Consider the following 17582-nt stretch of genomic DNA (forward strand, 5'->3'; position numbering starts at 1 on the left):
GGAAACCTCCTTTATTATGTATATTTAATTCTTGGATCAATAAAGACATATAATAAATCCACTATTAAATTAATGAAAACAAAAATTGCGGCAATGATTAAGATACCTGACTGGATTACCGGATAATCACGGTAGCCGATTGCGTCATACAAGTACCGGCCAATTCCCGGCCAGCCGAAAATTGTTTCTGTTAATATGGCTCCCCCCAGCAAAAGACCTGCCTGCAAACCAATTACGGTTAACACGGGTATAATCGCGTTCTTCAATGAATGCTTATACACAACCCAAAACATTCCCAGCCCTTTTGCCCTTGCAGTCCGAATATAATCCGACTTCATGACTTCGAGCATTGTAGCACGAGTCATTCTCGCTATGATGGCCATTGGAATCGTGGCCAGCGTCATGCTCGGCAAAATTAGATGCTGAATCACTGTCCCGAATTGGTCGGTTCTGCCTTGAAGCAAGGTATCAATTAAATAAAGGCCTGTAATCGCTGTTACAGGGTCTCTGACATTCTCTCTCCCGGTTGTTGGCAGCCATCCAAGTTCAATTGAAAATGCCCACTGTTCCATTAAACCGAGCCAAAAAATCGGCATCGATACCCCGATTAAGGCCAGTACCATAGCAACATAATCAAACCACGACTTTGAAAACCAGGCACTGATAATGCCGGCATTGACGCCAATCAAGACTGCGATCAGCATTGCGACAATTGTCAATTCCAGTGTTGCAGTCAAGAATGGCCAAATTTCTTCGTTGATGGCCCCCCTTGTCCTTAGAGAAGTACCTAAATCCCCATGCAGCAAGGAATTAAGATAATCGACATATTGTTCGTACCATGGCCTGTCCAAGCCCAATTGTTTGGTTACTTCAGCAATTGCCTCCTTTGTTGCTCTTTGGCCAAGAATCACCTGGGCAGGGTTTCCAGGAATGGCATGGATGATTGCAAAAACAACAAGGGTCATTCCAAATAAAACCGGAAATAACGCTAAAATACGCTTGGCTGTATAAGCTAGCACCCTTTTCACCCCTTATTCTTTTATTAAACGAAAGGAGAGGCAAAGCTCCTCCCCTTTCAAGTTTCATTATTTAAATTCGACTTTCGTAACAGCTTCCGAACCTGTCGGATGCGGCAGGTAGTTCACTACATCTTTACTTGCGGCAAGCAGCGGCACTGAGTGAACAAGCGGTACCCACGGAGCATCATCTTTGATAATCTCTTGGGCCTTTTTGTATAATTCGTTCCGCTTCTCCTGATCTGGTTCGGTTTGGGCCTGAATTAAAATGTCATGAAGTTCATCATTGCTATAATGTGCATAGTTGTTGCTGCCGATGCTGTCCTTATCCAAAAGGGTATATAGGAAGTTATCCGCATCCCCGTTGTCACCTGTCCAGCCGAGCATGAACATATCAAACTCGCCTTTGGCAGCCTTCTCCAGATACGTCGCCCATTCGACGGATTGGATATTGGCTTTTACGCCGATTTTACTTAAGCTTTCCTGGATAACCTCTGCAACCTTCTGTGCCTCAGGCATGTAAGGGCGCGCTACAGGCATGGCCCATAGGTCAATCTCGAAGCCTTTTTCATATCCTGCCTCTTTCAATAATGCTTTAGCTTTTTCTAAATCAAATGGATAATCACTGATTTGGTCGTTATACCCTTCAAGTGATGGCGGCATCGGGTTGATTGCCGGTTCTGCTTTTCCGCCATAGAACGCGTCGATGATCGACTTTTTATCAATCGCATGATTGATGGCCTGGCGTACCAGTTTATTATCGAATGGCTTACGGGTATTTGTCATGCCAATGTAACCAACGTTATTTGACGGGCGCTCAATGACTTGCAACTTGTCATTTGCTGAAACTGATGCTTCATCAGAGTTGTTCAATCCATCCATAATATCGATCTCGCCATTTGCAAGTGCATTTAAGCGGGCGGTATTTTCAGGAATGACACGGAAAATAACCTTATTTAATTTCGGAAGTCCTGCTTGCCAATAGTCTGGGTTCTTTTCAAGTGTGATCGTGTCGTTTTGCTTCCACTCTACGAACTTAAATGGCCCTGTTCCAACTGGGTTGTTGCGGAAATCGTCCCCAAACTTTTCAACAGCTGCAGGACTGGCCATTGAGAACGGTGACATTGCCAAATTTTTAAGGAATGGTGCCTGAGACCTCTTCAAGACAAATTGCACGGTATGTTCATCTACTGCTTTAACTTCCTTGATGACATGGCCTTCATCTTTTTTATAACCGCCAAACATCGAATAGTAAGGGAATTTTTCGGCGTCGCCGTTCATCCAGCGGTTAAAGTTGAATACGACCGCTTCGGCATTGAAATCTGTACCGTCATGGAATTTAACCCCTTGGCGAAGATTGAACGTGTATGTTAAACCATCGTCACTTACTTCCCATTTTTCAGCAAGGCCAGGGTTAATGGTCGTATCCTGGTCGCCATACTGAACCAGCGTTTCAAAAATATTTTCGGTTACCCGAAACGCTTCCCCTTCTGTAGTCGTAATCGGATCGAGTGAAGTGGAATCACCGCCACGGCCATAAACTAGCGTGTCTTTTTTAGGTTCTCCTTCATTTCCGCTAGCAGGCTTCTTAGTTCCACCAGCTTCATTGCCACTGTTGCAGCCTGCCAAGAACACAAAAATGGCCAACAGTCCAATCAAAAGCAGTTTAACTGACCTTTTCTTCATAATCATTTGCTCCCCCCATTTGTTTTGTTGATTATCATAAATGCTCCTGCTCACCCGTTATATAAGTGGCAGGCAACAACATGACCATTCAGATTGATTTCTTCTGGCCTAACCGTTTTGCATATATCCATGCATTGTGAGCATCTTGTATGGAATGCACAGCCTGATGGCGGATTGGATGGGCTTGGCAGTTCACCTTCTATCAGGTTCGTCTGCTTTTTCAAATCCGGATCAGGTATTGGAACTGCGGACAATAATGCTTGTGTATATGGATGCAGCGGATTTTCATACAGTTCCTCGCTGTCTGCCAACTCTATTAATCTCCCCAAATACATGACGCCGACCCGATCACTGATATGGCGCACAACTCCGAGATCATGGGCAATAAATATGTAAGTGAGCTGAAACTCTTTTTGAATTTCCTTCATCAAATTTAGAACTTGTGCCTGGATGGAAACATCCAAAGCGGACACAGGCTCATCGGCAATAACAAGTTTCGGTTTGGTCATCAATGCCCGGGCAATTCCAATTCGCTGGCGCTGGCCGCCGCTGAATTGGTGCGGATAGCGTTTGGCATGATAGCTGCTTAGCCCGACAACTTCAAGCATTTCCTTGACGCGTTTTTTTCGCTCTTCTTTTGTGCCGATTCCGTGGACAATCAATGGCTCCTCCAAAATTTGTTCCACTGAATTCCTTGGGTTTAAGGATGCATACGGATCCTGGAAAACCATTTGGATATCTCTTCGAATTTTTCTGAGTTCGGATTTCGACATCCTCGTAATTTCTCTGTCTTCAAAGGTAACTCTTCCGTCGCTTGCTTCAATTAAGCGCATTAGCAATCTTCCTGTTGTCGATTTGCCGCAGCCGCTTTCCCCGACAATCCCTAACGTTTCTCCTTTTTTAACATAAAATGAAACATCATCGACTGCCTTGACCTCTCCACGCTTTCTGCCAAATAGTCCGCCGGTAATCGGGAAGTATTTTTTCAGGCCATGGACTTCAAGAAGTAACTCCGACATGGTTTTCAATCCCCCCCTTCACTTTATGCAGGAAACAGCGAACTTCATGTCCATCTTTTTCAGACTGGTATAGTTCAGGCACCGCGTCCCGGCAAGGCCCAAATGCTTCAGAACACCTGTCAGCAAAACGGCAGCCCTTTACAATCGTTCCCGGCGCCGGTACGGAACCAGGAATACTATAAAGCCAGTCCTTTTTCTCCCGAATATTTGGAACTGATTTTAACAGTCCCTTCGTATATGGATGCTGCGGGTCCTTTAATATTTTTCTGACATCGCCTTGCTCAACAATTTGACCCGCATACATGACAATGACCCGCTCACAAACCTCGGCAACAACGCCCAAGTCATGAGTAATGAGTATGATCGTTGTATCGGTTTTTTGGTTTAAGTCCTTCATCAAGGCAAGAATTTGGGCCTGAATGGTTACATCAAGTGCTGTTGTCGGCTCGTCAGCAATCAAGACTCTGGGGTTGCAGGCCATCGCCATTGCAATCATTACCCGCTGCCTCATTCCGCCTGATAACTGGTGGGGATATTCTTTTAAAATTCCTTCCGCCCTTGGAATCCCAACCAGTTTCAATAATTCTAAACTTCTGACTCTCGCTTCCTTTTTTGGTAGTTTTGTATGTAAGCGTATCGCTTCCATTAACTGGTTGCCAATTGTAAACAACGGATTCAGAGAAGTCATCGGTTCCTGAAAAATCATCGAAATTTGGTTACCGCGTATTTGCCGCCATTGTTTTTCCGGAAGATTCGTTAAATTTTTTCCTTCAAAAACGATTTCACCACTCTCGATTTTACCGGGCGGCGAAGGAATCAAGCCCATGGCTGCCAGGGAAGTCACACTCTTCCCGCTCCCCGATTCTCCTACAATCCCAAGAATCTCACCTGGCCTCAAGTCAAAACTTACACCATCCACGGCAGGGACAACCTTTTTATCCGTTTGAAAGGAAACCCTTAAATCCTTTATCCGCAAAATTGGTTCTGTCATACGTCTCACCCGCTTTGTTATACTATTAGATTAATAAAGCCACACTTATGGTATTGGAATATATCGAATAGTAAGAATATTATAGCAAAAACAAAAATTAATGTATATCTTAAAGTGGTAAACGAGTAATTAATTGGAATATCGAAATAGTAAGGCCCTATTTTTATCGCTATAAAGTCAATACTAGCCCGTATGAAAACATGTCCGATTACTTTGTTTTTTCACTACAAAACACTGGATTAATTTATGCAAAAAAAAGACCCTTTAGGCCTTTTATCAAATCGGAATTAACTATAACGTATCTTCCTCAGTATTCTTGCGATTTAATCTCAATACAAAATGGTTGAGGCTCTCATTAATTGACCGGTAAACTTTTTTAAAGAATCCGTAATATTATAAATGACCGATTCTTCCTTCGTTTCCCTGATGTCTGCAGCTTTTAGCATTCACCCTCCTCAACCTGCCCGCCAGGCTCACCCAGCACCCCTTGATTAGCAAAAATATCTCGGTGATCCTTTAAAACAATGGCTGCTGCTTGTACTTTTGTTCTTTTCTGCCATGCAATTCACATCTTAGACAAGAAGCTTTGACAGCTTTTTGAATAGAGCTTAAAAGCCCTATTCACACGGTGTATACCGGAGTATATTTACAGTGTAAACAACTTAATTAAATTCAAATGAAATGGGGAGTCATTCATGTTTAACAAATTCTTAAGGGAAAACAACATTGTTGCTGCTCTGCTCGCAGTACTTCGTGTGTATCTCGGTTATGCCTGGTTCACTGCAGGCCTTGGTAAAATTCAGGGCGGATTCGACGCCAGCGGCTTTATCAAAGGTGCCATTGCTAATCCGGTAAAAGGCCCAGACGGCGGTGTCGTCTACGGCTGGTACGTCGACTTCCTGCAAAATGTTGCCCTTCCAAACATCGACCTGTTCAACGTTCTAGTTCCTTGGGGCGAACTGCTAGTAGGACTTGGACTTATGCTCGGCTGCCTGACTACTGCGGCAATGTTCTTCGGTCTCGTAATGAACTTCGCGTTCTTCTTTGCCGGAACAGTCAGCCACAATCCAACTGACATCCTATTCGGATTCATTCTGTTGACTGCTGGTGCAAACCCAGGTAAATACGGCCTTGACCGCTGGGTGCTTCCTTACATCAACAAAGCGGTATTCAAAAAACCACAACCTCAAGAGTAAAGAGGAGTCCCCCTTTCTCCCCTTTATCATAAATTTTGCCCCTCAATGAGTTTGAGGGGTTTTTTATTATAGAAGAAAATTGTTTTCCTATTGTAGTGCACTCCTTTACTATGACCGCTACTGATTAGGGACAACTAAATCATCTTAATTGCCTAAAAAATAACTAGTAAAATAAATGAAATTCCCTTTTGAATAGCAAAAAAGTGTGATGAATATGGAATAGTCATTTGTAGTAAACCTTCAAGCCTTACTATTTCCTTGGGCAACTTCACTAGTGGGTTACCTGAGAAGGGCTAGTGAAAATTAACCATACATTTCAATGCAGTTAATAAACCTAACCCTTCAGGACACACTATGACCAACGCCTTATTTTAGGATGTGATGGTTATGCGAAGGTACAAGAATCTTATCATTTTGCTGGCAGTCCTTCCGTGGATTTCGGTTCCTTTTTTGGGTAACAAAACGTTAAAACGATTTCTTCCCGGAACATTGTTTATAACTGTCTACGTGACAATTGAAGGATGGCTGGCGGAGAAAAATAAATGGTGGTGGTTCTTCCATAAAAAAAACCCAAACATGCTGGGTGAAGTGCCGCTTATTCTAGGCCCATTCGTGGTAGGAACGTTTTGGATCCTTAAACTGACATACGGGAATTTTAAAAATTATTTCATAACTAACCTTATTGTTGATTCCTTTTTCACTTATGTAATGGTCTATATTTTTAAAAAGATCGGATATGCCTCTTTAGTCAGGCTGAATAGGTTCAGGCTATCGCTCCTTTTTTTAATAAAATCTCTAGCTCTTTACGGATTCCAGTACGGGTATGAATTGTTTAAAGAAAAGCAGTCTCCCTCCAAGTAATTATGGATGGGGTCTGCTTCATTCAGTCATACCTTAATCTCAACGACCCTTTTGGCCCCTATATAGCAGTCGTTCGCTGTATGAAATTATTTCGAAGATTGGTAAGAGAGAGATGCTTTCAAAATGGTTGCCACAAGAAAAGCCGCTCAAGATCATAATCCCGAGCGGCGTTTTTTTATGACAGTTGCTTCTTCCGTTAAGAATGCCCAGTTCTGTGGTGCGGGGAGGCCAATATGCCAAAAAGTAGTTCCGGCCAATTGGTGGGAATCGATCAGCCGGTACTTCTCTGTATAGCTGCGGATATCCTCAAACCAAACAATATGTTCCACCGTGCCAGACCAATAACGGTACCATGGGGATTGAAACGTTCGATCATATTGAATAGCCGTCCCAAAGGATAGGGCATTGTTCTGGGCGGTGAGGACAGATATTCCCCTGGTTGTTTTTGTCGCAGCGACACTGTCATAACCGTATAAAGCCATTGCCATTACTAGTTTCTGCGCATCCACCAAACTTCGCGCATACTTAATCACTTGCTCGACCCAGTTTATTGGTGAAATCGGATCGGGCGGCCCGCCGGGATAGCCATAATCAATTGTCATGACCGCCATATAATCAGCGATCCTTCCAATCGCAGCATAATCATATGCTCCGACAATTCGATTCGTTGGCAAATCTTCTGTTTTGGCGTGGACGTTAACATGCAATTCCAAATCGCCTAATTGCTGCTTTAAAGATTGAAGGAATATGGTAAAATCACTTCGGTTTGCCGGGGGAATAAATTCAAAATCAAGGCTTACACCCTCAAATCCTCTACTCCTTGCTAGATTGACAATACTCGCTATTAAATTCCGCCGGTATGTAGCATTCCCCAGAACCGCGCCTGCCAGCCCCGCATCAAATCCGCTTGAAGTAAAGTTCCGAATCATTAGTAATGGAGAAATATTCAGCTGTCTGCATCTTGTAATAATCGCAGAATCGTCAAATTGAGCATAAGCCCATCCCTGCGCCGTAAATGAATAGTTTACTATCGCTATATAGGTTAGTTGATTTGCTAAGGAATCTAGTGTTGAGAGATTTGTTGATGCGCCCGAAGGTATAAAAAAACCTACAGTGCGCAGGGCCATCTTTATCGGTGAGGGAATGGTAATGACTTGGCCAATTCGAAGTTTGCCAACATCAATGCCTGGATTTGCAGCTATAATCGAACTAACAGTTGTGTTAAACTGCCGCGCCACCCGCCAAAGTATATCACCTGATTTTATCTGATAGCTTCTGGTGTGCTGGTTATTGTCTGGAATATAAAGAGCAAGGCCAGGCACCAGCTTTGTTGAAGTTAATCCGTTAACTGAAATAACGGTAGCAATTGGGACAGCATACAGGTTCGAAATGAACCAGAGATTTTCACCAGAACGTACAACGTGAACAGTCATTCTCTCACCCCTTTACTACATCATATTAACAAGTGGAGATTCTATACTGTTCTGCTTAAATCGAAATCCAATTATTACTGATTTATGAAGATTAAATCTGCTGGAAACCTAATCCGCTTATACTAGACTCTGTGTCCATCCTTCCTTGCCTGTATATAACCGTAATAGGTACAGGTCCCATTTTCGGATAAATCCCTCACTTCAAAACCGCACTTCTTGTAAAAACTAAAATTGTTTGCAGAGGTATGCGCGAACCAATCGCCATGGGGAAGCTTTTGAACGCAGAGTTCCACCAGCTTTTGGCCAATTCCCTTTCCCCGATAGGCAGTTAGCACAACCAAATCCATAATGTTCGCTGCCATGATTTGGTCTGAAATGACTCTGACCATACCGACCATCTTTTCGTTATCCCAAACAGTGAAGGCCCAAGTTGAGTTCGTGAATATTAGTGTGAATTTTTCCTTTTGCCACTCAGGCGTATTTCGTGCCCACCCTGCATCTTTGAAAAGAACTTCAACCTGTTCAGCCGGAACACCAACTGTTCCCTCCCGGATAACCAGTCCATTGAAATACTGATACATGCTTTACCCCCTCTCGTTTATTGGGACAAATAAATCGACTTTGCATTTCCCGTCTGGGTCTTCAGCGGGGTTATTCCTGGTGAACTCAAGAGTGAATCGATCAAAATCAGCTTCAAAATCAACTGTATTCAGCCATTCTCTGTACATAAATTGGTAGGCTTCATTTAGCTTTTCCGGGCTATCATAGAACGAATACAAAGCATACAATCCGCCATTCAATGTTTTATAGTGAATTTCCTGATGGCTTTCCTTATAAAAGCCATTTGGAATCGTAACACAGGCATCATGCCGGCATTCCTCTTCTCTAACAAAATCCGGATTATCCAGTGAAATACCTATAAAGTCTTGCTCAGGGGGAAATAGGCCGTTTTCAGCTGCCCACTCCATCAATTTTCCCCAGTGTTCCTGTGGTCCAAAATAGCTTCCAACCCGCCTGATGTACGCAACATCTAAATCTGGCAGCGTTCTTACACGAATCTCCATAATTCCAACTCCTATACTGGTCATTATTTCCTTTTATTCGCTAAAACTAAATGAAATCCTTCTTTTGAACAAACGGCACAGGAGCCAGGTTAACAATATTCCTTGTGCAAGATCATTGAACCATTCATCAGCAGCTAACTCCTGCGTGGAAAACAATAAAAGCGCCTTAATCCTAACAGGACCAAGGCGCAATTCTATTTTATTTCATAAACAACCCATTTCGAAATCTTTCCGCCCATTTTTTTATAAAGCCCTTGGGCTGCAACATTGTCCTGAGCTGTTTCCCATGTCATTCCCGCGAAGTCGTGCATTCTAATATAGTCCAGACATGTTTTGAAAAGAGTTTCTCCAACCTTTTTACCACGAACATCCCTTTGGACAAATAAGTCATTTAGGATCGCCTGCCTCTTAACCTTGAGTGTGCTAAAGGTAAAATACAAGGTGGCAAATCCAATCAGCCTTCCATTTTCTTCAGCTACAAATTGCACACCGCTTGAAGGGTTCTCAAGAAGATGACGAATCAAGCCCTTTAACTCCTCCTCGGAAGGTTCAGGCTGGTTGTAGAAATCTACTATGTATTCCCTCATAAGGCCGTATAGTTCACTACTATCATTACTGTCTGCTTGTCTTACCTGAATCGTGCTTTGCAATGTTTTACTCTCCATCTTTTATTTTTTTGAAAAAACGCCTAAAATAGATTTATCAAAGAAAGGACTCTTTAAAATGCCTGAATCCACTGCTTTCCCAAAAATCCCAAAACCGGCTGAACGAGCCCTGATTAGTGCCGGTTTCACACAACTTGCACAGTTAACAGCAATTCCCGAAACAGAACTCCTAAACTTACATGGCATTGGGCCAAAAGCAATAAGGATACTAAAAGAAGCTCTTGCAGAAAATGGCCTGGATTTTGCAAAAGATGCTTGAAGGATGAATTAATTCCCATCCTTCTCTTTTTAATGAATAAGTGATGCCCTTAAATCTGAAATTCCGTGCTCCAGGTACGCCTTCAGGCATGAAAGCATGTAGATCCAGCCACCGGTTTGTCCCATCATTTTCTGAACAAGATACGGATCGTCTTCCTTCAGTCCGGCTTCAATCACTTCAACAATCGCCGAATCCTCTTCCTCTAAAAAGTTCATCGTCACTGTCGTCTCTGCTTCGGGCTCACCCCAATTGAAGACGATTTTCTTGGCTGTCTCCAGCTCAAGGACATGCACTTTTCCTTCAGCACCGTATTCCTCATATCTCCAGGTAACGGTTTGGCCTTCTTCCAATCTCCCCGTCCCTGTTGAGAACCAGTAATTCCCCATTTTTTCGGGATTCACAATCGCTTCAAACACTTCGTTAGCTGGCTTTCGAATTTTCATTTTAGCTGTTACTTTCGTGTCCATTGCCCTCACTCATTTCATTAGTAGTCAACTTAAAATTTTCCATTACATACATTCTGTGCCGTTTGTCACATGTTCGTCAAGAAACTTTGACAGCTTTTTGAATAAGCCCTGTATCCCCTATTCGTAACGTAATTAAGGGATTATATTATCAGTGTAATCATTTTCTTTTACAAAACAACTTAAAAAAGAAGAGGGGAATCATTCATGTTTAACAAATTCTTAAGAGAAAACAATATTGTTTCTGCACTACTAGCTGTGCTTCGTGTATATCTCGGTTATGCCTGGTTCAGTGCAGGCCTTGGAAAAATTCAGAGCGGAGCATTTGATGCCAGCGGATTCATCCAGGGAGCAATCGCAAACCCGGTTAAAGGCCCTGACGGCGGTGTCGTCTACGGTTGGTACGTTGACTTCCTGCAAAGTGTTGCTCTTCCTAACATCGACCTGTTTAACGTTCTTGTTCCTTGGGGCGAACTTCTCGTAGGTCTTGGCCTCATGCTAGGCTGCCTGACAACTGCTGCTATGTTCTTCGGTCTAGTAATGAACTTTGCGTTCTTCTTTGCTGGAACAGTCAGCCACAACCCAACTGACATCCTGTTCGGATTCATCCTGCTTGCAGCCGGTGCAAATGCTGGTAAATACGGTCTTGACCGCTGGGTGCTTCCATACATCAACAAAGCAGTCTTCAAAAAGGCACAAACTCAACAATAATAAACTCGGCAGCCCCCTTCCGAGTTTATAGATGAAAAGCCACCCGCCAAGGTGGCTTTTTCTTATTTTTTAAAAAAGGCCGGAATATCAAATTTCAGATTTCCAATGTGTAATGAATGATGGTCTCCCCAGCTTTGAAGCCATGCTTTTTATATAATGGGATTGCGCCAGTTGGATTATTGGCATCCACCGAAAGACGAATCGTTTTCACTCCTGCCGGCTTCATCCGCAGAATCAACTCTAGCAGCAGCGCTTTGCCAATGCCTTTTCCTTGCGATTCGGGGTGTACAGCAATTGTAGAAATGACTCCTCCATTTCCCCCTTCTCTATGCCCTGAAATATATCCGATTGCCTTTCCCCATAGGTTCAGGCACGCAATGTTGAACTCCGGTACAAAATCCCGATTGTTCATTTCATTAAGTATCGCTTTGGCGGTTAATTCGGACGTATTCGGATGCCAGGAAAAGGCAGAATTATATAGTGAAGCTAATCCACCTGCCAGTTCCTGCCTGAATGGAGAAAATGTGAATCCCGCTGGCAATCGAGGGCTATTTGCCTCTTTAATTTTTAGATGATAGCTATTTAACCTGGTCAAAATTTGATAGTTGAACTTTTCTGCCAGCTCATATTCCTGACCGGAAGAAGTGCGGACAAGATGATTATATATAACGTTTGGGAACTCTTTTTTTAAGTGTGTAAGTGACTTAAGCGACTGCCTGATTAGCTCTGACCCCACGCCTTTTCTCCGCCAAGCATGATGGACCTGCCCATATGCGTATACATTTACTTTTACAGCTCTTTTTACAAGGCATAAGGCTTGATAGCCAATAATTTTCCCTTCGGCAATTGAAATGAAAGTATTTTCCTTTATATCTTCATCAGGCTCATTAAACCAATCCAGTATATCAACACTTGTTTTACTTCCCTTTTTAAAAAAATCATTATTTTCATTAATTAAATCTACTAAGCCTTCAATATCCGAAACTGTAAATTGTCTGTACTCAATCACCATACTAGCGCGGTACCTTGTATCCATTTCGCAGCATGCTCAAAGCCATTTTTAGATCAACATCCTCTTTTGTATGTTCCGGTGTCCATGGAATATAGATATCAGGTGCAATCCCTTTTCCGGAGGTGCCATTTCCTTTATCAATACTCTCCATCCTGGAGGTCGGATACCATAGTTCGAACAATCCTTTCCACTCCTGGATAACCAGATTTGCATAGTCATTCACACCCGCTGTTGGTCTGCCGATGACTGTGACCTTTGAGGATATTTTACAAAGGTCCACAAACATTTCGCCCGCACTTGCGGTGTAGGTATCTGACAGGACAATGATATTTTTCGGATAATTCTTGCCTGAAAATGTAACCGTCGGCAGTTCCCCATTCAAGTCAACAAATCCATTGCCTCTATTTTTACTAAAGGCTATCATGAAATCACTAAACTTCTGTTTTAGTCGCTCATCCCTCACCTCTTGCAGGAACCCATTCATAAACTGGGATGTAAGGTTATAGTTCCGCTCGGTGCAATTATATTTCATCCGATAACTGTCTAGCTCAATTGTAATCCCGCCCTCCTCAAAGAGGTATGGCACCAGTTCAGCAAACGCACTATCGCTTCCTCCGCTATTCCTGCGGACATCAATAAGTAGGTTTGGTATTGATGCCAGCTGTGCTTCGTGCTGATGAATCAGCTTCCCTATCGCGTGAAGGTCGCTGAAATCTGGCAGCGTCATCAATACTGTATCCTTATCGAGTACCTCAACTGAAAATTCGGGCCTTAATGGCTGTACCTCGTACCGATGGAGTTCTACTTCCTTCAGTCGGCCACATGTATCAAGAACATGGCAGATCGAGTAGTTTTTTACAACCTGCCTCCAATGCTCCCGCTCGGCAACGTCTGTCATTAGCTCCCGTTTATGCTTTTCAACAAGATGAGGGACCGGCATTCCGTCCAATGCGATAATTGCATCGCCAGCCTCGAGTCCACCTTCTGCCCATACCTCGGTGACATACAGCCTGTCCTGGTATCTCCTGACTCGAAATCCATTGTCATAAACCTTGTTTTCTTTACTATGTACAAGCTTGAAATACATATGGGAATCCATGAAGTCTAGCAAATAATCCGAGACGAGGTCCGCAAACCTCTCTGGCAGAAGTTTATTTCGCTCCTCTAGAGCGGCGAGGATATTTCTGTATGAATCCGGGTTGTCCCAGCCTTTCTTATCAAGACAGCCAGCATAATCATTGTTGGTTATTGAAACTATTTCTTCGAAAATAGAACGATACAATTCGTTTTCCCCCTCTTAAGCTTACCTATTTTACTGGAATTCCTTCCGCAGCAATTCTTCGTTATCTTTTCCCAGCACAATGATTTCGTACGTTTCTCCTTCTTTTAAAAATAAAGGCAATTGAAGTGATTCTATTACACCAGCTGCCTGGTCAGTCAACTCGAGTGCTGCTTCCTCCGCACCCGGTTCCGAATCAATTAAACTCGTACTAATCAAATACTTAATAGGCTTCGGGTTAGTATCTATCGCAATCCCTCTATAATGCTCACTTGACCTTTTAAGCTCTTGATCAATAGCAGATGCCCCCTGGAACCATTTCAATTCCTTGTTTTCTCCCTTAAAATTTGTATCTGTACTGATTAGATTATCCGGTAAAAAATACAACGCAATCACAACAATCGCAAAAATGACAAACGCTGCTTCCAATGTGTGTTTCTTATTTTCCCTCTTTTGTTGAAGCGACTTACGATAGTTATTTTGGATTTCCCGCTTTTTCAGGTCAGATTTCATAGGGCTCTCCTATTTGGAAAATTCTTGATATGAATGTATTCAACATAAGATGCCATGAATCCTGCCATCAGATTGTTGTTTACCCGGCGCTGGCTGCCAAACAAATTCCTTCCTCCAATTGGGTTGAAGTTGTACTGACTTCCTCATATACCGCCATGCAGTGATTTTTGTCACAGGTCTGACACTAAGCTTTGTCAGCTTTATGAACATGTACCAAAACCACTATTTTAATAGTGTTAAATCGAATATATTTACAGTGTAAACAACGTATTTAAAAATATTAGGAAATGGGGAATCATTCATGTTTAACACATTCTTAAGGGAAAACAAAATTGTCGCTGCTCTGCTTGCTGCTCTACGTGTATATCTTGGCTATGCCTGGTTCAGTGCAGGCCTTGGAAAAATTCAAGCCGGATTCGACGCCAGCGGCTTTATCAAAGGAGCGATTGCTAACCCAGTAAAAGGCCCGGACGGCGGAGTTGTATACGGCTGGTATGTCGACTTCCTGCAAAACGTCGCTCTTCCAAACATTGACCTGTTCAACGTTCTTGTTCCTTGGGGCGAACTGCTTGTAGGCCTCGGCCTCATGATTGGCTGTTTGACTACTGCGGCAATGTTCTTCGGTCTTGTAATGAACTTCGCGTTCTTCTTTGCCGGAACAGTCAGCCACAACCCAACAGACATCCTGTTCGGCTTCATCATCCTTGCAGCTGGTGCAAACGCTGGTAAATACGGCCTTGACCACTATGTGCTACCTTACATCAACAAACTGACTAACAGAAAAGCTCAAACTCAGAACTAGGGTGGAGCCCTCCTCCTCTCCCCCTTTACTATAAAGAATGGCCCTTCAAATCGAAGGGCCATCTTTTTTGAGCAATATTTTATTGATGAATAACAATTTGCAGCTTTGATAAGCCAGTTTTGCCATTCAGCAAACCGATGGATCATGCGTAATCAACAAAAAGGGTTTCGTGGATTAATCTCTTCCCGGCGACACACGTTTTATCCACTAAAAGAGGTTTCGTGGATTAATCTCTCCCCGGTGACACACGTTTAATCCACTAAAAGGGGTTTTGTGGATTAATCCCTTCCCGGCGACACACGTTTAATCCACTAAGGGGTTTCACGGATTAATCTCTTCCCGGCGACACATTTCCAATCTCCAGTTTACTTGACTTGTCATTCAAACTTCACGTATCTATAAATCTCAGGCTATAACCAGTCCTTTTTTATCAATGAGGTTATAATCCGTGTGAGCTTTTTAGGCAAGCCATCCAGCGGGAAGAACCTTGCATCAATCGATTCCACTCCGTCCGGCCGAAGCCTTCCACCCTTGATATCCTCTGTCTGATACACAACCGTGACAGCATAATACTGGTCCCCATTTGGAAGGTGAACAAAGTATTCGTTGCCTGATAGTACTGTGACCAGGTCAAGGTCACCGATCTCCAGCCCTGTTTCCTCTGCCACTTCACGGCGGGCGGTGTCCTCAGCCGACTCGCCAAGCTCCATCAAGCCGCCAGGTACACCCCATTGGCCGTCATGCCTTTTTTGCAAAAGAAGCTCGCCTTTTTCATTAAAAACAGCCACCGCTGATCCAACAAGAATGAGCGGACGTTGTCCAGTCACTTCTCGCAGTTCTTCTATGTATCCCATATCTCACCTTTTACTCGTTAAGCAGTTCACCAACTAGCCGAACAGCCTTTTCGAGCCTTTCCTGATAATTGCCACTGATGGTTTGATACGAAATCGCATGTTCATCGAGCAAGCCTTTGAGAATCATATGATTCCGCTCCCGAACTTCCTGCTCGCCAAATGAGCGCGTGCCATCATCGACCCACTCTACATCCGGCTCAAGCAGCAGCCATAAATCGTAGGTTTGTGTTCTTGCGATTTCATCGAGGATTGCCTGCCTTTTTCCCTGATAAGCAATTGAGAAGTATTGAGTGACAATAGCTTCCGTATCGACAAACAACACTTTATTGGCTTGTTGAAGCTTTTCCTCTTCCCGGCATTTATGCCCAAAAGCAATTTGCGAAAAATCTTCATCGAGCGTTATCCCTTCACAGCCACCTACTTTTTCATAAAAAGTCCGCCCATATTCTTCTACAAACGCAGTATTGTATAATGCAGCCAGATTCCGGACGAGAGTTGATTTGCCGCAGCTTTCCGTACCGACAACGACAACCTTTTTAGCAAAGTACGGTTTCACACAGTCGGGGAGCCACTGCCAATGCTTTATGGGTCCTTCAGTACGAAGCATTGTCCCGGAAATAGAATAAGCCTGCCGCTCTGGATCAATTACAACATGCCGGGCTGCTGGGTACAATTTTTCAAAATTACCACCGTATGAAGGCTCCGAGCTAAACACCGTATCGATTTCCTTCCCGACAGCAGCATTGATCAGTTCAGCTCCACGCTCCCAATCTGAAAACTGGCCTGTTTGGATTTCCTCTACAGCATGCACAAAAACATGCGGCAACTCCTTTGTCAGCTCTGTCCACCAGCGAAGCCGGATTTGGTGGGGAATGTGCGGGATCATGGCATTTTTAAGAATAACATTTCGCTCATAACTATCATCATACGAAACAATCACATGCAATTCATCGACCATGGTGCTAGCCTTTATCATCGCGTATACATGGCCTATATGAAGAGGGTAGAATTTCCCCCCGAACATTCCTACTTTGCCCGCGGTCACGCCTGAACCACTCCCTGATTCTTGGACATTTTAATCCAGTTAATGTATCCATAAATGCTATTAATTAAAAACGCGCTCCACATCACGAGCATGTTGTAGTCATTTCCACCCGTTTGGAACAAGGTGATTGCCCAGAGTAAAATTGAGAGTACATTGACCATAATCCACAGCGCCCATTGTTCGGCAAACCGCTTTACCATGAGAATTTGCGCGATGACTGACAATACAACTGCCACTGAATCGATACGGACCTGCTGGCCGCCAATCAAGTGCAGGATTTCCGCATAGACTGCCGAGGAAACGACCATAATGACAATCAGCCAAATCCATTGCTTCCTTGTCAGCCTCTTTACAGCAACATCCTCACCGATAGTTCCCTGGCCGACTTGGTTCTTTTTCCAATAATAAATTCCGATGAATTGCAGCGGAAAATAAAACAACGCATTTAGCATCGCCTCCCCATACAAGCCATACGTGTATGAGATGTACGCATATGTACCTGTCTGGATAATCCCAAAATAGTAATTGCTGATTTTCCCCTTTGCGACCAATACGACGCACAGCATTCCGGTAATTGAACTAATCAATCCAATAAATGTGTCATCCCATGCAAAAAACAAAAAAATGTTGATTGCCGTGAACGCCAGCAGCCAAACCTTCTCAAATACTGTCCAATCCTTTAACACTCTTTTTCCCCCTTTTAACTGTTCCC

20 protein-coding genes are annotated in these 17582 nt (G+C 43.4%); 5 read left to right on the forward strand and 15 right to left on the reverse strand.

From position 1 onward, the window contains the following. Positions 1 to 14 precede the first annotated feature (14 nt). The 4 genes from AM500_RS19805 to AM500_RS19820 form a co-directional block, all read right to left on the reverse strand. Positions 15 to 1019 (reverse strand): ABC transporter permease, encoded by a 1005-nt coding sequence (locus AM500_RS19805; protein WP_053600775.1) that lies wholly within the window; start codon positions 1017 to 1019, stop codon positions 15 to 17. Positions 1020 to 1085: 66 nt separating this feature from the next. Then, positions 1086 to 2702: an ABC transporter substrate-binding protein gene (locus tag AM500_RS19810; protein ID WP_053601809.1), complete on the reverse strand. Its 1617-nt coding sequence runs from the start codon at positions 2700 to 2702 to the stop codon at positions 1086 to 1088. Positions 2703 to 2752: 50 nt separating this feature from the next. After that, the gene (locus AM500_RS19815) at positions 2753 to 3721 is read right to left on the reverse strand and encodes an ABC transporter ATP-binding protein (RefSeq protein ID WP_053600776.1); all 969 of its coding nucleotides are present in this window, start codon (positions 3719 to 3721) and stop codon (positions 2753 to 2755) included. Further along, on the reverse strand, positions 3702 to 4712 hold the full coding sequence (locus AM500_RS19820; RefSeq protein ID WP_053600777.1) for an ABC transporter ATP-binding protein: 1011 nt from the start codon (positions 4710 to 4712) through the stop codon (positions 3702 to 3704). The genes AM500_RS19815 and AM500_RS19820 overlap by 20 nt, the downstream gene beginning before the upstream one ends. Before the next feature lie 695 nt (positions 4713 to 5407). Between AM500_RS19820 and AM500_RS19825 the strand changes: the two genes are divergently transcribed. Both AM500_RS19825 and AM500_RS19830 read left to right on the forward strand, forming a co-directional pair. Beyond that, complete coding sequence (locus tag AM500_RS19825) at positions 5408 to 5908, forward strand: DoxX family membrane protein (RefSeq protein WP_053600778.1); 501 nt, start codon at positions 5408 to 5410, stop codon at positions 5906 to 5908. A gap of 387 nt (positions 5909 to 6295) precedes the next feature. Then, the gene (locus AM500_RS19830) at positions 6296 to 6769 is read left to right on the forward strand and encodes a hypothetical protein (protein WP_231688048.1); all 474 of its coding nucleotides are present in this window, start codon (positions 6296 to 6298) and stop codon (positions 6767 to 6769) included. 152 nt (positions 6770 to 6921) lie between these two features. Here AM500_RS19830 and AM500_RS19835 read toward each other — a convergent pair whose 3' ends face one another. The 4 genes from AM500_RS19835 to AM500_RS19850 form a co-directional block, all read right to left on the reverse strand. Continuing rightward, complete coding sequence (locus tag AM500_RS19835; protein ID WP_053600780.1) at positions 6922 to 8202, reverse strand: glycosyl hydrolase family 18 protein; 1281 nt, start codon at positions 8200 to 8202, stop codon at positions 6922 to 6924. Between the two features lie 122 nt (positions 8203 to 8324). Then, positions 8325 to 8783: a GNAT family N-acetyltransferase gene (locus tag AM500_RS19840; RefSeq protein ID WP_053600781.1), complete on the reverse strand. Its 459-nt coding sequence runs from the start codon at positions 8781 to 8783 to the stop codon at positions 8325 to 8327. 3 nt (positions 8784 to 8786) lie between these two features. Further along, positions 8787 to 9266 (reverse strand): AraC family transcriptional regulator, encoded by a 480-nt coding sequence (locus tag AM500_RS19845; RefSeq protein ID WP_053600782.1) that lies wholly within the window; start codon positions 9264 to 9266, stop codon positions 8787 to 8789. A 194-nt stretch (positions 9267 to 9460) separates the two neighbouring features. Then, positions 9461 to 9916 (reverse strand): GNAT family N-acetyltransferase, encoded by a 456-nt coding sequence (locus AM500_RS19850; RefSeq protein WP_269432514.1) that lies wholly within the window; start codon positions 9914 to 9916, stop codon positions 9461 to 9463. Between the two features lie 73 nt (positions 9917 to 9989). On the opposite strand from AM500_RS19850, the gene AM500_RS19855 reads away from it, so the two are divergent. Next, a complete protein-coding gene (locus AM500_RS19855; RefSeq protein WP_053600784.1) occupies positions 9990 to 10190 on the forward strand; it encodes a helix-hairpin-helix domain-containing protein in 201 nt (66 codons plus the stop codon). Positions 10191 to 10219: 29 nt separating this feature from the next. On the opposite strand, the gene AM500_RS19860 is transcribed toward AM500_RS19855, so the two are convergent. Continuing rightward, positions 10220 to 10657, reverse strand: coding sequence for an SRPBCC family protein (locus AM500_RS19860; RefSeq protein WP_053600785.1), 438 nt, complete (start codon positions 10655 to 10657; stop codon positions 10220 to 10222). A 204-nt stretch (positions 10658 to 10861) separates the two neighbouring features. Between AM500_RS19860 and AM500_RS19865 the strand changes: the two genes are divergently transcribed. Next, positions 10862 to 11365, forward strand: a complete 504-nt coding sequence (locus tag AM500_RS19865) for a DoxX family membrane protein (protein WP_053600786.1) — start codon at positions 10862 to 10864, stop codon at positions 11363 to 11365. Between the two features lie 94 nt (positions 11366 to 11459). Here the strand turns inward: AM500_RS19865 and AM500_RS19870 are convergent, their stop codons facing one another. From AM500_RS19870 to AM500_RS19880, 3 genes are read right to left on the reverse strand one after another with little or no spacing between them, the layout of a single operon-like run. Beyond that, positions 11460 to 12401: a GNAT family N-acetyltransferase gene (locus AM500_RS19870; RefSeq protein ID WP_082347311.1), complete on the reverse strand. Its 942-nt coding sequence runs from the start codon at positions 12399 to 12401 to the stop codon at positions 11460 to 11462. Continuing rightward, positions 12379 to 13659 carry a S41 family peptidase gene (locus AM500_RS19875; protein ID WP_053600788.1) on the reverse strand — a complete coding sequence of 427 codons (1281 nt, stop codon included), beginning with the start codon at positions 13657 to 13659 and terminating at the stop codon, positions 12379 to 12381. The genes AM500_RS19870 and AM500_RS19875 overlap by 23 nt, the downstream gene beginning before the upstream one ends. A gap of 30 nt (positions 13660 to 13689) precedes the next feature. After that, positions 13690 to 14169 (reverse strand): hypothetical protein, encoded by a 480-nt coding sequence (locus AM500_RS19880; RefSeq protein ID WP_053600789.1) that lies wholly within the window; start codon positions 14167 to 14169, stop codon positions 13690 to 13692. Between the two features lie 301 nt (positions 14170 to 14470). On the opposite strand from AM500_RS19880, the gene AM500_RS19885 reads away from it, so the two are divergent. Continuing rightward, a complete protein-coding gene (locus tag AM500_RS19885) occupies positions 14471 to 14971 on the forward strand; it encodes a DoxX family membrane protein (RefSeq protein WP_053600790.1) in 501 nt (166 codons plus the stop codon). 410 nt (positions 14972 to 15381) lie between these two features. On the opposite strand, the gene AM500_RS19890 is transcribed toward AM500_RS19885, so the two are convergent. Genes AM500_RS19890 through pnuC form a run of 3 tightly spaced genes read right to left on the reverse strand, consistent with a single transcriptional unit; the run spans position 15382 to position 17556 of the window. After that, entirely contained in the window at positions 15382 to 15825 is a 444-nt protein-coding gene (locus tag AM500_RS19890) for an NUDIX hydrolase (RefSeq protein WP_053600791.1), read from the reverse strand. Between the two features lie 10 nt (positions 15826 to 15835). Then, on the reverse strand, positions 15836 to 16870 hold the full coding sequence (gene nadR / locus AM500_RS19895; protein WP_231688049.1) for a multifunctional transcriptional regulator/nicotinamide-nucleotide adenylyltransferase/ribosylnicotinamide kinase NadR: 1035 nt from the start codon (positions 16868 to 16870) through the stop codon (positions 15836 to 15838). After that, a complete protein-coding gene (pnuC, locus tag AM500_RS19900; RefSeq protein ID WP_053600792.1) occupies positions 16867 to 17556 on the reverse strand; it encodes a nicotinamide riboside transporter PnuC in 690 nt (229 codons plus the stop codon). The genes nadR and pnuC overlap by 4 nt, the downstream gene beginning before the upstream one ends. Positions 17557 to 17582 lie beyond the last annotated feature (26 nt).

Source organism: Bacillus sp. FJAT-18017, from assembly GCF_001278805.1.
GTDB lineage: Bacteria > Bacillota > Bacilli > Bacillales > Cytobacillaceae > Bacillus_D.

Coding starts and splice junctions, on each gene's coding strand:
- AM500_RS19810 (WP_053601809.1), bottom strand. CDS start 2,702: ATGAAGAAAAGGTCAGTTAAACTGCTTTTGATTGGACTGTTGGCCATT.
- AM500_RS19815 (WP_053600776.1), bottom strand. CDS start 3,721: ATGTCGGAGTTACTTCTTGAAGTCCATGGCCTGAAAAAATACTTCCCG.
- AM500_RS19820 (WP_053600777.1), bottom strand. CDS start 4,712: ATGACAGAACCAATTTTGCGGATAAAGGATTTAAGGGTTTCCTTTCAA.
- AM500_RS19825 (WP_053600778.1), top strand. CDS start 5,408: ATGTTTAACAAATTCTTAAGGGAAAACAACATTGTTGCTGCTCTGCTC.
- AM500_RS19830 (WP_231688048.1), top strand. CDS start 6,296: ATGCGAAGGTACAAGAATCTTATCATTTTGCTGGCAGTCCTTCCGTGG.
- AM500_RS19835 (WP_053600780.1), bottom strand. CDS start 8,202: ATGACTGTTCACGTTGTACGTTCTGGTGAAAATCTCTGGTTCATTTCG.
- AM500_RS19840 (WP_053600781.1), bottom strand. CDS start 8,783: ATGTATCAGTATTTCAATGGACTGGTTATCCGGGAGGGAACAGTTGGT.
- AM500_RS19845 (WP_053600782.1), bottom strand. CDS start 9,266: ATGGAGATTCGTGTAAGAACGCTGCCAGATTTAGATGTTGCGTACATC.
- AM500_RS19855 (WP_053600784.1), top strand. CDS start 9,990: ATGCCTGAATCCACTGCTTTCCCAAAAATCCCAAAACCGGCTGAACGA.
- AM500_RS19860 (WP_053600785.1), bottom strand. CDS start 10,657: ATGGACACGAAAGTAACAGCTAAAATGAAAATTCGAAAGCCAGCTAAC.
- AM500_RS19865 (WP_053600786.1), top strand. CDS start 10,862: ATGTTTAACAAATTCTTAAGAGAAAACAATATTGTTTCTGCACTACTA.
- AM500_RS19870 (WP_082347311.1), bottom strand. CDS start 12,401: ATGGATACAAGGTACCGCGCTAGTATGGTGATTGAGTACAGACAATTT.
- AM500_RS19880 (WP_053600789.1), bottom strand. CDS start 14,169: ATGAAATCTGACCTGAAAAAGCGGGAAATCCAAAATAACTATCGTAAG.
- AM500_RS19885 (WP_053600790.1), top strand. CDS start 14,471: ATGTTTAACACATTCTTAAGGGAAAACAAAATTGTCGCTGCTCTGCTT.
- AM500_RS19890 (WP_053600791.1), bottom strand. CDS start 15,825: ATGGGATACATAGAAGAACTGCGAGAAGTGACTGGACAACGTCCGCTC.